The following is a 14,681-nucleotide window of genomic DNA, read 5'->3' on the forward strand; positions in this document are numbered from 1 at the left end:
ATGCCGGCGCCCCTGATGTCGAAGTGATCGCCTCGGCTTCGACCTATCGACGACATCACCGACAGAGTTGGAGACATCGATGGGCAAGATCACCGCCGGCGGCACCATGTCCTTGGACGGCTACATCGCCGGACCGGAGGAAAGCGGCTTCGACCTGCTGTTCCAGTGGTACGGCAATGGCGACGTCGAGTTCCCGTCAGCCAGCCCCAACGTGCCGCCGGTCCGGATGTCCGCGGCGAGCGCCGAGCTGATCAAGCCGGAATGGGAGAACACCGGCGCGCTGCTCGTCGGACGGCACCTCTACGACATGACGAACGCCTGGGGCGGGCGGCACCCGATGGACGTCACCACGGTCGTGCTCACCCATCAGCGTCCCGAGGACCGTCCCGAGGACGACGAGAACTTCGTCTTCGTCACCGACGGTGGCATCAAGGCAGCGGTGGCGAAGGCACAGCAGCTGGCCGGCGACAAGAACGTCGCCGTCAACGGAGGGCAGATGGCCCGGCAGTGTCTGGAGGCCGGCCTACTCGACGAGTTCGGCATCGAGCTGGTGCCAGTCCTGCTGGGCAGTGGCAAGCCACTGTTCGCAGAACTCGGCGCCACGCCGGTCCAGTTCGACGGACCCATCACAGTCGTCGAGGGCACCGGCGTCACCCACCTGCGCTACCGGGTCAAGAAGTAAGACCGCCTTCCATGTGGTCGGCGCGTGGGGGTGAGCTGCGCGCCGACCCCGCGGCGAACCCAACTCGACTGGACCACCCAGCAAGGCCAGGACACTATCATTCATGTTAGTATCATGAATGATAGTGTCATTGGTGTCAGTTATCGGCAGGTGGTCCAGGTGAGTGGGTTTGTCGGGCGGCGAGTTGAGCTCGGGGTCCTCGAGGAGTTGCTGACGGCTGTCCGGGACGGTGGGCGAGTGGGCCGGCCGGGGCGGGCCGTGTCGGTTCGCGGGCGGCGCCGGGTCGGGAAGTCGCGGCTGGTCGAGGAGTTCCTGGAGCGGGCCGACGTACCGCACGTCTACTTCACCGCTGTCGGCGGATCGGCGGCGAGCGACCTGAGTGGATTCGCCCACGAGGTCGCGGTCTCATCGCTCCCCGGGGCAGCCCAGGCCGAAGGGTTCGCCGAGCCGCAGACCTGGGACGCTGCGTTCGGGTTGCTGGCTGCCGCGCTGCCGGCTGATCGTCCGAGCGTGGTCGTCATCGACGAGTTGCCGTACCTGATTCGTGAGGACGAGACCGTTGAGGGTGCTCTGCAGAAGGCGTTCGACCGGACGCTGTCCAAGCTCCCGGTCCTGCTGATCCTGGTCGGCTCGGACATCGCCATGATGGAGCGGCTGAACACCTACGGCCGGCCGTTCTATCAACGCGGCACCGAACTGGTCGTCCCACCGCTCAGCCCGGCCGACGTCGCTTCGATGCTCGACCTCGCTCCGGCCGACGCTTTCGACGCCTTCCTCGTGTCCGGGGGACTCCCGCTGATCCTGGAGGAATGGCCGCGTGGAGCCGACGTGTGGGGCTACCTCGAACACGCGTTGCGACGGCCGACGTCCGCATTGCTGGTCAGTGGCGAGCGCGTCCTGTCGGCGGAGTTCCCCACGGAAGTCCAAGCCCAGAGGGTGTTGCAGACCATCGGGAGTGGCGAGCGTACCTTCAGCTCCATCGGCCGAGCTGCCGGCGGCCTTCAGGCGACCTCGTTGCAGAGAGCGCTGGGAGAGCTCACCAGCCGTCGTGTCGTCGCTGCGGAGCGCCCATTGTCGGCAACGCCCAGCAAGGAGACGCGCTACTGGGTCGACGACCCGTATCTTCGCTTCTGGCTCGGCTTCGTCGGTGCGGCGATCCCGACGATCGAGCGCGGACGTGGCGACCTCGTTCTCGAGACGGTACGGCGGGGATGGACGTCCTGGCGTGGACGCGCCATCGAACCCGTCATCCGAGAATCCCTGTGGCGCATCGCTGACGACCGCCTCCCGCAGGGCACCCAGGTGATCAGTGCCTACTGGACCCGCAGCAACGACCCCGAGATCGACATCGTCGGGGCGGACCGCTCACCGGTCGCCGACAAGATCACCATGGTGGGTTCGATCAAGTGGCTGGAGAGGAAACCCTTCGACGCCCGCGATCTTGCGAGCCTGATCAAGCATCGAGCCCAGCTCCCGGGCGCCACGGACGACACCCCACTGATCGCAGTCAGTCGCAGCGGATGCACTGCCAAGGGCGTCCAGGCCTTCACACCGGAGGACCTGATCGCAGCCTGGCGCTGATGCGCGGACGGCGCACTGCCTGGTGTGGTCGGCGCGTGGGGGTGAGCCACGCGCCGACCGGTCTTCGATCAGTACGAGCTAGGTAACGTACGTCGTCGTACCCGGAGAACGGAGACGCCGATGTACCGCGGCATGCTGATCCTGGAGAGCCTGAAGGTCGGAGCCACCCTCACCAACTCCCACTGGTCGTGCACAAACTGACCCGCCAGGCAGTCTCGAACGCCAGCCCCGACCAGCCTGCGGTGTGGACGCTGCTGGAGTTCGAGGTCGACGACGACCACGCCGTCGCCCTGGCCGAGGCCCTACAGCAAGCCCTCGAACAACCCGGCTGGTACGCCGACTTCCACAACGACCACGAGATCTTCGTCGTCTTCCCCGCCCGAACCTTCCGCTACCCCCGCGGCGACCAACCCACCCGAGCCAAAGCCCAGTCCCACGGCCGCTCCCTAGCCATCCCCGAACCCCAACTCGACTGGACCGACTAGCACCACGGCGTCCGTCAGCCTCGAGGGTGCTGCGGCGGCCCTCACGTCCATTGGGCGAACCGCCACGCCATCACAACTGCACCTCGGCAACCACCTTCAGGCGTACGCCGGCCCGCAATCCGCATTTGTGATGGCCTGCGCGTCCGCTGCCCACACCTGAAGCCGGACCGCCATCACCCACCAACTCTGCGTGGCGCCCGCGGTTCACGCTCGGCACGCCCTGCCTGGGCCGCTCTGCAGCCCGTTGGACGGTGGTGGAGGTCCGGCCCAACCGCCCGTGCGTGGGGTTGATCGGCGTACGGGGGTGTGGTCGGCGCGTGGGGGGTGAGCCACGCGCCGACCGGCTTAGGCCAGGGAGTCTTCCCAGGCTTGGTGGAGGCCGGCGTAGTTGCCGCCGGTGGTGATGAGGATGTGTGGTGGGCCGTCTTCGAGGATGCGGCCGTGTTCGAGGACCAGGACCCGGTCGGCTGTTTCCACGGTGGAGAGACGGTGGGCGATGACGATGGCGGTGCGGTCGGCGAGGATGGTGCGGAGGGCTCGCTGGATGAGGCGTTCGCTGGGGATGTCGAGGCTGGAGGTGGCCTCGTCCAGGATCAGGACGGCCGGGTCGGCGAGGAAGGCGCGGGCGAACGCGACCAGCTGGCGCTGGCCGGCGGACAGGCGGCTGCCTCGTTTCTCCACCTGGGTTTCGTAACCCTGGGGGAGTGCGGTGATGAAGTCGTGCGCACCGATCACCTTGGCTGCCTCGACCACCTCGTCGAGGGTGGCTTCCGGTTTGCCGAAGCGGATGTTGTCGGCGACCGAGCCGGTGAAAAGGAAGTTCTCCTGGGTCACCATCACGACCCGCTCGCGCAGGTCGTCCTCGGTCAGGTCACGCAGGTCCTGGCCGTCCAGCAGTACGCGGCCACCGGTCGGGTCGTAGAAACGCGAGACCAGCTTGGCGATTGTCGTCTTCCCGGCTCCCGTCGTACCGACCAGTGCCAGTGTCTGACCAGCCGGCACGTCCAGGTCGAGACCCGGCAGCACCGGTACGCCGTCGACGTACTGGAACTGCACACCGCGCAGCTCGAGGTGACCGCGGGCCTTCGCGGGCTTGACCGGCTTGGCGGGCTCGGGCACGTCCGGCTCCTCGTTGAGTACGCCGGACAGCTTCTCCAGCGCGGCACTCGCGGACAGGAACGTGTTGTAGAACTGCGAGATGTCCTGCAGCGGCTCGAAGAACTGCCGCAGGTAGAGCAGGAACGCGGTCAGGACGCCGACGGTGACATGACCGTGGTAGGCCTGGTAGCCGCCGTACGCGAGGATCGCCACGATCGTCACGTTGCCGACGCCCTTGATCGACGGCATGAAGACCGCGTTCAACCGGAACGACTCGTAGTTCGCCTCCCGGTACTGCTCGTTGACGCCGGCGAAGATCTCCTCGTTGCGCGGCTCCCGGCGGAAGGCCTGGACGGCGCGGATGCCGGTCATCGACTCGACGAAGTGCACGATGACGAGTACGACGGCCTCGCGGGTCCGCCGGTAGACGACCGCCGACCGCTTCCGGAACCACGCTGTCAGCAACAGCAGGATCGGGAACGACAGCAGCGCGATCAGACCGAGCTTGAGGTCGAGCACCAGCAGCAGGATCATCGTGCCGAAGAGCGTCAGCACGGCGGTCACCAGACCGTCGAACCCGTTGGCCAGCAGCTCGTCGATGACACTGACGTCGGAGGTCAGGCGGGAGATCACCCGGCCGGACGTGTACTTGTCGTGGAACGCCGGGCTCAACCGCTGGAAGTGGTCGAACACGCGCCGGCGCAGACCGAGCAGGATCGTCTGCCCGAGCCGGCCCGAGCGCATCAGGAAGATCTGCCGGGTGAACGCCTGCAGCAGTGCACTGAAGAGGACAGCGCTCACAACTGTGATCAGTGCTCTCGGTCCGTCCCCGGCGAGGATCGGCGGGATGCCGTTGTCGATCCCGAGGTGGACCAGGTACGGCACCGCGAGCCGGGCCGCGTTCTCGATCACGACGATCGCGACCAGGATCCAGATCAGCTTCTTGTACGGCCGGAGCAGCTCCCCGAGCAGTTTGCGCGAGTCCTCCTTCAGCCGCACGGTCGTTGCCTTCGACAACTCCTTGCTGCCCTCGTCCTCGTACACCCCGCGCCAGGACTGCTCCGGCTTGTCCGGTTCGTCCTCCTGAGGAGGTGTCTGCTGTTGGGTCGTCGTCATGCGTGCACCTCCTCTTCTTCGGCCGCGAGCAGATGCCGGTACGCCGGTACTGTCGCGAGCAGCTCCTGATGGGTACCGACGTGGGTGATCGTGCCGCCCTGCAGCAGGGCCACCTGGTCGGCCAGCATCACCGTGGACGCGCGGTGGGCGACCACGATGCCGGTGGTGTCGGCCAGCACCCTGCGGAGCGCCTCCTCGACCAGCGCCTCGGTGTGGACGTCCAGCGCGGACAGGGTGTCGTCCAGCACCAGAACGGCCGGCCTGGCGAGCACTGCGCGGGCTAGTGCGAGCCGCTGGCGTTGGCCGCCCGACAGCGACATGCCCTGCTCGCCGACCCGGGTGTCCAGGCCCCAGGGGAGGTCGTTGGCGAACTCGGCCTGGGCGACCTGCAGTGCCTCCTGGAGCTCAGCGTCCGTCGCGTCCGGGCGGCCGAGGGTGAGGTTCTCCCGGACGCTCATCGAGAACAGCGTCGGGTCGTCGAACGCCGAGGCGACCGCCGTCCGCAGCGAGTTCAGGGTGAGCTCCCGGATGTCGTGCCCGTCGATGGTGATCCGGCCGGCGGTGACGTCGTACAGGCGGGGGACCAGCGCGGTCAGCGTGGTCTTGCCCGACCCGGTGGCCCCGACCAGGGCGAGCGTCGTACCGGGGGTGAGATCGAGGTTGATGTCGTGCAGGATCTCCGAGGAGTCGTCGGAGAACTGGAAGCCGACGTGCTCGAAGCGGAGGTGACCGCGTGAGTTCGTCAGCTCGAGCGGGCCGGACGTGATCACCGAGTGGGTGTCGAGGATCTCGCTGATCCGGTCTGCCGCGGTCATCGCTTCCTGGGCCATCGCGAGGATCCCGCCGAGCGAGGTGACCGGCCAGACCAGGGACAGCATCAGCGTGATGAACGCGACCAGCGTGCCGAGGGTGATCGATTCCCGGCCGACCGCGAGCGCGCCGAGCAGCAGCACGATCACGAGGGTCAGGTTCGGGATGACGCCGAGGAAGCTCCAGAACCGGGAGGCGAGCCGGACCTTGTCGACGGTGGTGTTGTAGAGGCTGATCGCCTCGCCGTCGAACTGCTGCTGCACATGCCGGCGGCGCCCGAACGCCTTCACGACCCGGAAGCCGAGCGCCGACTCCTCGATCCGGGTGGCCAGGTCGCCCTGCTGGTCCTGGACCTGACGGGAGATCTTCAGGTACTTCTTCTCGAACCGCATGGACAACGTGACGATCGGTACGGCGGCCGCGAGCACGACGATGCCGAGCGGCCAGTACAGCCGCAGCAGCAGGATCGTGACGACGGCCAGCTGCAGGATGTTCATCACCAGGAACAGCAGGCCGAAGCCCATGAACCGGCGGATGGTGGACAAGTCTGTGGTCACCCGGGACAGCAGCTGACCGCTCTGCCACCGGGTGTGGAACTCCATCGGCAGGGACTGCAGACGGACGTACAGGTCGTGCCGGAGCGATGCCTCCAGATCGGAGACGGTGCGGGACTGGGCCATCCGGCGGATCCAGACCAGCAGGACCTCGGCGATGCTCAGCCCGAGCGCCAGAAAGGCCAGAGGGACCAGCAGATCCAGCTCACGGCGGGTGACCGGCCCGTCGATGATGGATCGGGTGACCAGGGGAACGGAGAGGCTGACTCCGACGCCCAGCATGGCCGTGGAGAACATCAACACCAGCCGCCAGCGGTGTGGCCGCAGATAGGGCCGGAGTCGCCAGAGGTTGCGGCTGCGTTCGGGTGTTCGGGAAGACGGAGCTGCTATTGAGGGAGCAGGGATCGAGGGAGCTTGGACAGGGTGCTCTGAGGGCATCTGGACGGGCGCACTTCCCATCATCAACTAGGCAGGGGGGTCGCAACCGGAAGACGGCGCACTTTCCAGTATCGCTCAGTAGGTAAGCGCTTGTCGTGCCAATTCCATTCCCCGTGGATGAATTACAGCTTGTTGCAATAGGCCGTCACCGGACCCAAGCGGTGACCGCGGTCACAGTCATTACGAACCGCGATAGGTCCCCCCTTCGGATTGCACCTTCCTGCAATCTCGGGGACGCCGTGTGTGTCCTTGCGGCAGGCTGAGCCGGGTGCAGCGCCGTCGCGACTTCCGTTCCCTGTGGTTCGGCGAGTCGGTCAGCCTGCTCGGCGACCAGGTCTCGGCGCTGGCCCTCCCGACGGCCGCAGTCCTGGTCCTGGGCGCGTCCGCGACGCAGGTCGGCGCACTCAACGCGGTCGGCAGCATCACCTACCCGGTGCTCGGCCTGGTCGCTGGAGCCGTTCTGGACCGGGTACGGCGGCGGCCGGTACTGCTCGCCGCGAGCGCGATCCGGATCGGCTGCTTCGGTGTACTGGCGTTGTGCGCAGCACTGGGGTGGTTGTCGCTGCCTCTCCTGTACGTCGTTGCCGCGCTGGCCGGTGTGGCGACGCTGTTCTTCGACATCGCCTACCAGACCTACCTGCCTTCCCTGCTGACAGGCTCTGAGCTGGCGCGGGGGAACGTGCGACTGGAGTTGTCGAACTCACTTGCGCGGCTCGGTGGTCCTTCGCTCGGCGGACTGCTGCTGCAGTACGGCGGGGTCGCGGTCGGCTTCGGTGTGAACGCGGCCTCGTTCGTGGCGTCTCTTCTGGGCATCGCGGCGATCCGCACACCGGAGGAGGCGCCCACTCCACCCACGCGTCGGCGCCTCTGGCGTGATATCCGCGACGGGCTCGCGTTCGTCTGGGGACACCCGGTACTGCGGCCGCTGACGCTCTCGGCGGCACTGCGCAATCTCGGGATGAATGCGAACCGCACGGTGCTGATCGTGTTCCTGTACCGCGGCCTGGACCTCTCAGCTGGTGCTGTCGGGGTGCTGTTCACGGTGGGCGCTGTCGGCGCACTTGCCGGCGTCGCTGCAACCGGATGGCTGCTCCGTCGGCTCGGTGTGGGTCGAACACTCTTGCTGACTGGGCTCGAGGGCGCAGTCTGGCTGCTGGTGCCGCTCAGTCTGTTTGGAGGCGCTGTGGTCTGGGTGGTCGGTCTGATGCTGGTCTCGTCGCTGTGGCTGCCGGTGTGGAACGCCACGGTCATCACCCTGCGCCAGCAGCTCACTCCGTCGGCCTATCTGGGCCGTGTGCAGGCAACAGCCCGGACAATCAACCTCAGCACGATTCCGATCGGTGCTGTGCTCGGTGGGGTGGTGGCCGATGCGTTTCCGAGCATGGTGGTCGCACTGGCGTTGTGCTCGGCGGTGGCGGCGCTGTCGTTGACGCAGCTGTGCAGGCAGCCGCTCCGCAGGATGTACGACTTCCCAGTTCGCGCGGAGTGAACGCGCTGCGCTCCGGGCGAACAGCGGTAGTCGACGACGGCGCCGGGTGACAGGTTGCTCGGCATGGGTTGGCTGGTGCGGGGTGAGGTTCGGAAGCTGTGGGTCGGGCAGATGGTGTCGGCGGCCGGGAGTTCGATCACGACGGTTGCGCTACCGCTGGTGGCGGTGTTGACGTTGCAGGCGTCGCCGCTGGAGATGGGGTTGCTGTCCGCGCTGACTGTGTTGCCGCATCTCGTGTTCGGACTGCCTGCGGGGCTGGTGGTCGACAGGGTGTCGCTGCGACGGCTCCTGGTGTGGGCGGACGTCGGGCGCGCCGTACTGCTCGGGTCGATTCCGGCTGCGGCTGCTGCGGGGGTGCTGGAGATGGGCCAGCTGTACGGCGTCGCCGTACTGGCTGGAGTGATCACTCTGCTTGCTGATACAGCAGCTCAGACGCTGTTGCCGGCGCTGGTGTCGCGTGCGGAGCTGATGCGGGCGAACAGCGCGTCGCTGCTCACGACCAACGTGGCGTCGACCACCGGGCCGTCGGCGGCCGGCTTTCTCGTGCAGGCGGTGAGTGCACCGTTCGCGATCTTGGTCGACGCGCTGTCGTTCGTGGTGTCGGCGGTGACGTCGTACCTGATTCGGGAGCCTGCGCGGGTCGAGGCGCCGGAGCGGATGCCGGTGCGGCTGTCGACCGGGCTGCGGGTGCTGTTCGCCGACCGCGTGCTCGGTCCGCTCACTCTGTCGGCGACTGTCGCCTCGCTCTTCGGCGCCATGCAGGGGCCGCTTGTGGTGCTGTATCTGGTCCGCGAGCTGCACTGGTCCCCGGCGTACGTCGGTATTGCTCTCACAGCGTCCGGAGCCGCAGCCGTGGTCGGCACTCTGCTAGCGACCGCCTGGTGCCACCGCGTCGGCATCGGTCGCGCGTATCTGTCCGGACAGCTCCTGTCTGTCGTGTCCGGTGCCGCACTGGCTACAGGGCTGGTACCCGTGATCTACCTGGGGCAGATGGTCTCCGGACTCGGCATGGCACTGTTCGGCATCCCGCAACGGACACTCCGGCAGTCCCGCATCCCACCGCACCAACTAGGCCAAGCCACAGCCACCTGGCGCACTCTAGTCATCGGCGGCCAAGCCCTGGGCGCCGCACTGGCCGGTGTACTCGGCACCGCCCTCGGCCTCCGCCCCACCCTCCTGCTTTCCACCGCCGGCATGCTCATCGGGGTACTGATCGCCGCGCTATCACCCCTCCGCACCATCAAAACCCTCGGCTAGTCGGTGGGCGCCGATACCGTGCACTGATGAAGCTTGAGTTGTTGGAGAGTCTTCGGCGTAGCCGTGCGGAGGTACTTGCTGCGGTTGACGGGCTGTCGGAGTACGACCGTCGACGTCCTCTGGTGCCCAGTGGGACGAATCTGCTTGGTCTGGTCAAGCACCTGGCCGGTGAAGAGCACGGGTACTTGGGTGAGGCGCTTGGTCGCACACCAGCGCTGCGGCCGACCTGGTTTCGTGACGACCCGTACGAAGAGCACGACATGTGGGCTGAGCCGGACGAGTCCACTGACTACATCACCGGCGTCTACCGAGAGCTGGCCGCGCACTCCGATCAGGTCATCCTGTCGCTGGACCTGGACAGTCCTGGCCAGGTCGCCCACTGGGAGAATCACGAGACCACACTGGGCTTCCTGCTCTTCACGATGGCCACCGAAACCGCCCAGCACGCCGGCCACGCCAGAGCGCTTCGTGAGGTGGTTACTGGATCGGCTCGTTGATTGCCCCGCCGGAGGTCCAGTCGAGGTCGGTGAGGATGCGGTCGACCGTCTGGTCCAGCGTGCTGTCGATACCGATCACCTGCTCACCAGAAACACCCAGTAGGTCGATGTCGCGGTACCAGTCGCGCATCTGCTCCGCCGTGACCACCTTCGACAGCTCCCGCGTCGAGTGTCGCCGGATGGTCTCGTCGAACGGCAGCTGGAAGTAGTACGCCCCTGTCACGCCGGCGTGGTCCGCCACGAGCCGCCGCAGCATCTCGCCGTACGTGCGGTTGTTCAGGATGCCTTCCAGTACGACGTGATACCCGTGGTCGAGCGCATACCGCACCGTCAGGTCGATCAACCCGACATTCGGCTGCCCGAACTTGTCGTGCTCACGCAAGAGGGTCCGCCGCACATAGTCCTGCTCCACCCACGCCACGCCGTACCCGAGCCGCCGCCGAATCTCCTGCGCCGTACTGCTCTTCCCCGACCCCGAATTCCCCCGCACCACCACAAGCCGCGTCGTACCGTCCCCGATCTGAGCCACCCGCAGACCCTAACGGCTCTCCAGTCGCTCCCGAATGATCTCCGCGCACTCGTCGGCACTGTGCACGGACGTGTCGACCTCGACGTCGTACAGACCCGGCGTGTGCACCGCCTCATGCCACAGGCCGACCGGGTCGGTGACGGTGCCGCCCTGGTTGTAGCCGACGCCGCCCCAGGTCGCCCGGCGACGTTCCAGTACGACGTCGATCGGGCAATGCACACCGACGATCAGCACCGGCAACCCGTCGAGCCGGCGCAGGCAGGCAGGGAGGATCCCGAGCGGGGCCGAGTAGGAATCGTGGTGCACGGCGTCGACGACCACATTGAGACCGAGCCGGCTGTGGGCGGCGATCGCGTCGTACATGGCGGCGTACAGGGTCACGACGAGCGGCTCGAGGTCGGGGCGCTCGCCGCCGGGGCGGAGGCCGATGCCGGGGCGGTAGGACCGTCCACTAGCAGGTCTCCTCGACTACGACCATGGAGCGGGTGCCGGCTTTGAACTCGGCCAGCAGGAAGTCGGTGTGGTCCTCGGGGCGTTTCCGCGGGTTCTCGACGTACGGCGCGATCTGCCTCAACAGGTCGCTGCGTTCACTGGTCGGGACGGTGCGGAGGTCGTCCAGGTAAACGTGCAGCACCTGCACAGCTGGGTCCTGGATCAGGCGCCGTACACGCGTCCACCGCACCTCGCCGCCACGCAGCCGCCAGCTCACGCCGTCCTGGTCCACGAACACGCCATCCCGGATGGGCGAGGGGTAGTCAGGCACGCTCCAAGGCTAGTCGGACTACTCGACGCGGAAGACCGGGCCGCGCGGGGTGAAGGGGAGGGTGGCGCCGCGGGGGAGGAGCCAGGCGTGGTCGCGGCGGAGGCGGACTACGTCGCACTGGCCGTCGGTGATGAGGAGGATGGGGCCGGTGGCGGGGAAGTCGTCGGCTCGTTCGAGGAGGTCGACGCCGGGCTGCAGGACGGTGCCGCCGCGGCCTCGGACCTGGACGCGGCCGGCGATGTCGTCGACGGGCACGTAGCCGGCGTCGTACGCGGCGGCGTCGCAGTAGATGACGCGGGCAGCAGGGACATCACGTGCTCGGGAGTACGACGCGATGGCGCCGAGTGCTTTACCGAGCAGCACGCGGTCCATCGAACCGGAGGTGTCCAGCACCACCCCGTACGTCGGGAGCTGCTGCAGCTCGACCGGTCGGATCCAGCCGGGCCGCGGGATGTCCGGCGTACTGGCCTGGCGGCGGGAGGCTCGGGCGTAGGTGCGGGTGCGTTGTACGGCGGGGACGTGCTCTTCGAACCAGCGCGCCAGCTGTGCGTCCCAGCTCAGCGGTGGGTGGTCGAGTGCGCGGATCTCCTCTACGAGGCCCGCGGGGAGCAGCCCCCGCGACTGGTCGTGGTAGGCGAGGCCGGTGTTCAGTGCGCGGCGGTAGATGTCGTCCAGGCCGGCAGCGCGGGCAGCCTCGCCGGTGTGCGGCAGCGGATGGCCCAGTACGTCGCCCAGCCCGGCACCGCGGAGAGTGGCCAGCTTGCGGTAGCGGCGGAGGTCGGTGGCGATGCGGTCGTAGACCTCCTCGGCGGACATGCCCTTCAGCACTGGGTCATGTAGCGCACCGTCCGGCATGGCACCGACGCCCATCTCCAGCAGCCAGCCGTTGATGACGAGGTCGGCCGCGACATTCCACAGGTACGGATCGCGTCCGCCGACGCGCTCACCGTGCCGCAGTGCGGCGTGCAGCATCTCGTGCGCCATGACGAAGCGCCACTCGTTCTGCGTCAGGCTGGTGAGCGGGTTGACGTAGATCTCGCCCGCTGCGGCGTTCACGGCCGCCACCTGGATGTCCCAGCCACGCGCCAGCTCAGCCTCGGCCACGATCGTCATGGTGGCGGCGAGCGCGCCGAGCAACGGGTACGACGAGACGAACCAACCCAGGGCGAGGTCCCACTCGTTCCGGCTCGCACCGCGATCCATCAGCGACGACCGCGCACCACCGGCTACGTCTACCGCAGCGGCCGCCGCATCTGACAGTCCGGCGGCGAACAGCTCGCTCCAGTCCGGTGGCTTGCCCCAACCGTTCCACCGCTCGATCAGTACGTCGGACTGCCCGCCTGCGACGCCGAGACCGGCGTACTCAGCAGGTACGGCGGTACGGCGCCACCGGCGGGCCAGCTCGTCCTCTGCGGTGGTCGGGTACTCGGTGGGGAGTTCCACGACCGGAGTGCCGAGTTTGAGTGAGTGGAGGAAGTGGTTGACCGCGGTGTCGCAGGCGGCACTCGCAGCGTGGTCGGGGGCTGGCCTGTCGCGTTCTGCGTGCCCGAGGCCGAGGTGGATGAGCAGGTGCGCGAATACCCACGTCCACTCGGCTGGAGTGGCTCGGCGGGAGGAGTGCGTGAGGATCCGGCCGTTGGAGTCGATGGTGGCCCAGCCGTCGCGTGGAACCGAGTTGCTGCGGGCTGGGTCGGCGATCCGGTCCGCCATGGGTGCGAAGAGCGGATGGTGTTCAGCGGCAGCCCAGCCGGCCTGGATCGCCTCCCAGGCCGGGTCCTTGCGGGTCTTGCGCCGGTCAGGCACGTGCGGCGACCAGCCGCGGCAGGTCGCGGCTGACCTCGACCAGGAACCACGTCGGCAGCACCGGCCGCCCGTCGTCGTCCGAGGCGATCACCACCTGCGCGATCTCGAGCGAGATCTCAGCCAGCTCCACCAGCAGCGCCTTGCCGCGGTGCGCGAGCTGACGCGCAGCTGGGCTGCCGGAGTTCTTGTCGGCGGGCAGCTCCTTGACCAGTCGGGCCCGGAAGGTCTCGGCCAGGAAGTACAGCAGGTCGCGGTCCTCCGGAGCGGACGGCCAGCCCGCCTCACCTTTCAGCACCGCCTCCAGGCCGAACGCGTTCCGCACCGTCTTCACGAACGCCCGGAACGCGGAAGCGTGTGCCGCCGACAAGGTGCCGAAGGCAAGCACTCGCAACGTCTCGTCGGTGACACCTTCACCGTACGAGTGCAGTGCGTCCGACAGCATGTGCCAGCTCCGCGGTGTCGAGAACGGCTCCTCCGTCTTCGGCGGCGCAGTCCAGAGGTGGTCCGGCCGGTTGCGCAGATAATCGAGCACCCACGGGTGAATCCCCGCCGTACCGGCCCACTGCAACCAGTCACTCGCCGAAGCCCGCAGATGGACATGCACCAGCCGGTTGATCAGCGCACTGGCCATCGGCCGCGCCAATGCATTGTCGGTCGCCCGGTTACCGGCGCCGATCACCACCGATCCCTCCGGCAGTTCGTACTCACCGATCCGCCGATCCAGAATCAGCGAGTAGAACGCCTTCTGCACCTCGGCCGAGGACGCATTCAGCTCATCCAGGAACAAGCAATAAGGCTCATCCCGGGCAATAGCCACCGGGGGAGCGAACCGGCTCCGCCCATCAACAATCTGCGGCACCCCGATCAGGTCCTCAGGCGCCAGCTGAGTCCCCAGCAGCGTCACACACTCCAGCCCGAGCGACTTCGCAAAAGCCCGCACCAAACTGCTCTTCCCAATCCCCGGAGCCCCCCACAAAAACACCGGCCGAACCACAGCCACATGCAGCAATACCCCCGGCAGTTCCCCCGCCGAAACCGAAATCCCCGCCTGCATCCATCCCTCTCACGAAACCAGAACCCCCCACGATCCTCCGAACCGCCAGCCCTGTCACACGAATTTCCATGGACAGTCCGGGAGATAGCGCCGTACCGCCTCCCGCAGCCACCGCTGCTTGTCAGCCGGCAACAGCGGCCAGGTGCGGTCCAGGTCGTGCCGATCCTTGCTGCGGTGCAGACGCGCCTTGAACAGCAGCACTACCTCGGGATTGAGATAACGGATCCCGTCGTCCGCCACCCACGTGACGTCGTCGAGCCGAGCCGTGTGCTCAGGAAAGTACTTGTTGGTCCACAACCCGTCGGTATCCGGCGTCAGCGGCACATCAATCGCCCACGGCGCATCCCCGTGCTCGCGCACCCACACCTGACTCGCCGGCCCGAACACCTCCGGATGCTCGTCGGTCAATGGACGCATATCCCCGCCCGCAAGATTCCACAAATGCCACCGCTCACCCACATGCCCCCGAAACGCCGGCACATCAGCAGCAAAGATCGAAACATCCACATCGGAGTGCTCCCGCCC

The 14,681-nt window shown here is 67.5% G+C and carries 14 protein-coding genes; 6 read left to right on the top strand and 8 right to left on the bottom strand.

Features of this window, described 5'->3' with window-relative positions; genetic code table 11:
- Positions 1-79: 79 nt before the first annotated feature.
- The 3 genes from E1261_RS11635 (at position 80) to E1261_RS11645 (ending at position 2,748) form a co-directional block, all read left to right on the top strand.
- Positions 80-682 carry a dihydrofolate reductase family protein gene (locus E1261_RS11635; protein ID WP_132405715.1) on the top strand — a complete coding sequence of 201 codons (603 nt, stop codon included), beginning with the start codon at positions 80-82 and terminating at the stop codon, positions 680-682.
- A 114-nt stretch (positions 683-796) separates the two neighbouring features.
- Positions 797-2,263, top strand: a complete 1,467-nt coding sequence (locus E1261_RS11640) for an ATP-binding protein (protein ID WP_238176147.1) — start codon at positions 797-799, stop codon at positions 2,261-2,263.
- Between the two features lie 188 nt (positions 2,264-2,451).
- Entirely contained in the window at positions 2,452-2,748 is a 297-nt protein-coding gene (locus tag E1261_RS11645) for a hypothetical protein (protein WP_202874633.1), read from the top strand.
- A 345-nt stretch (positions 2,749-3,093) separates the two neighbouring features.
- Here E1261_RS11645 and E1261_RS11650 read toward each other — a convergent pair whose 3' ends face one another.
- Both E1261_RS11650 and E1261_RS11655 read right to left on the bottom strand, forming a co-directional pair.
- A complete protein-coding gene (locus tag E1261_RS11650; RefSeq protein ID WP_132405717.1) occupies positions 3,094-4,962 on the bottom strand; it encodes an ABC transporter ATP-binding protein in 1,869 nt (622 codons plus the stop codon).
- Complete coding sequence (locus E1261_RS11655) at positions 4,959-6,623, bottom strand: ABC transporter ATP-binding protein (protein ID WP_238176148.1); 1,665 nt, start codon at positions 6,621-6,623, stop codon at positions 4,959-4,961. Before E1261_RS11655 ends, E1261_RS11650 begins: the two co-directional genes overlap by 4 nt.
- Positions 6,624-7,032: 409 nt before the next feature.
- Between E1261_RS11655 and E1261_RS11660 the strand changes: the two genes are divergently transcribed.
- From E1261_RS11660 to E1261_RS11670, 3 genes are all read left to right on the top strand, one after another.
- On the top strand, positions 7,033-8,253 hold the full coding sequence (locus tag E1261_RS11660) for an MFS transporter (protein ID WP_165952455.1): 1,221 nt from the start codon (positions 7,033-7,035) through the stop codon (positions 8,251-8,253).
- A 63-nt stretch (positions 8,254-8,316) separates the two neighbouring features.
- A complete protein-coding gene (locus E1261_RS11665) occupies positions 8,317-9,510 on the top strand; it encodes an MFS transporter (protein ID WP_132405723.1) in 1,194 nt (397 codons plus the stop codon).
- 26 nt (positions 9,511-9,536) lie between these two features.
- Positions 9,537-10,007 (top strand): DinB family protein, encoded by a 471-nt coding sequence (locus E1261_RS11670; protein ID WP_132405725.1) that lies wholly within the window; start codon positions 9,537-9,539, stop codon positions 10,005-10,007.
- Here the strand turns inward: E1261_RS11670 and E1261_RS11675 are convergent.
- From E1261_RS11675 to E1261_RS11700, 6 genes are all read right to left on the bottom strand, one after another.
- A complete protein-coding gene (locus E1261_RS11675) occupies positions 9,988-10,536 on the bottom strand; it encodes a kinase (protein ID WP_238176149.1) in 549 nt (182 codons plus the stop codon). The genes E1261_RS11670 and E1261_RS11675 overlap by 20 nt on opposite strands.
- A 9-nt stretch (positions 10,537-10,545) precedes the next feature.
- Positions 10,546-10,965, bottom strand: coding sequence for a phosphotransferase-like protein (locus tag E1261_RS11680; RefSeq protein WP_132405729.1), 420 nt, complete (start codon positions 10,963-10,965; stop codon positions 10,546-10,548).
- Positions 10,966-10,987: 22 nt separating this feature from the next.
- Entirely contained in the window at positions 10,988-11,299 is a 312-nt protein-coding gene (locus E1261_RS11685) for a hypothetical protein (protein ID WP_132405731.1), read from the bottom strand.
- Positions 11,300-11,317: 18 nt separating this feature from the next.
- On the bottom strand, positions 11,318-13,102 hold the full coding sequence (locus E1261_RS11690; RefSeq protein WP_238176151.1) for a vWA domain-containing protein: 1,785 nt from the start codon (positions 13,100-13,102) through the stop codon (positions 11,318-11,320).
- Entirely contained in the window at positions 13,095-14,156 is a 1,062-nt protein-coding gene (locus E1261_RS11695) for an ATP-binding protein (RefSeq protein ID WP_132405733.1), read from the bottom strand. The genes E1261_RS11690 and E1261_RS11695 overlap by 8 nt, the downstream gene beginning before the upstream one ends.
- A 54-nt stretch (positions 14,157-14,210) precedes the next feature.
- Positions 14,211-14,681 (bottom strand): hypothetical protein (locus tag E1261_RS11700; protein ID WP_238176153.1); only part of this gene is annotated, 471 nt, incomplete at its 5' end.

It is taken from the genome of Kribbella albertanoniae (assembly GCF_004348455.1).
Taxonomy (GTDB): domain Bacteria; phylum Actinomycetota; class Actinomycetes; order Propionibacteriales; family Kribbellaceae; genus Kribbella; species Kribbella albertanoniae.

Bases quoted from the DNA above. Each gene is read 5' to 3' on its own strand.
- E1261_RS11640 (WP_238176147.1), top strand. From the start codon at position 797: ATGAATGATAGTGTCATTGGTGTCAGTTATCGGCAGGTGGTCCAGGTG.
- E1261_RS11650 (WP_132405717.1), bottom strand. From the start codon at position 4,962: ATGACGACGACCCAACAGCAGACACCTCCTCAGGAGGACGAACCGGAC.
- E1261_RS11635 (WP_132405715.1), top strand. From the start codon at position 80: ATGGGCAAGATCACCGCCGGCGGCACCATGTCCTTGGACGGCTACATC.
- E1261_RS11695 (WP_132405733.1), bottom strand. From the start codon at position 14,156: ATGCAGGCGGGGATTTCGGTTTCGGCGGGGGAACTGCCGGGGGTATTG.
- E1261_RS11670 (WP_132405725.1), top strand. From the start codon at position 9,537: ATGAAGCTTGAGTTGTTGGAGAGTCTTCGGCGTAGCCGTGCGGAGGTA.
- E1261_RS11655 (WP_238176148.1), bottom strand. From the start codon at position 6,623: ATGTTCTCCACGGCCATGCTGGGCGTCGGAGTCAGCCTCTCCGTTCCC.
- E1261_RS11665 (WP_132405723.1), top strand. From the start codon at position 8,317: ATGGGTTGGCTGGTGCGGGGTGAGGTTCGGAAGCTGTGGGTCGGGCAG.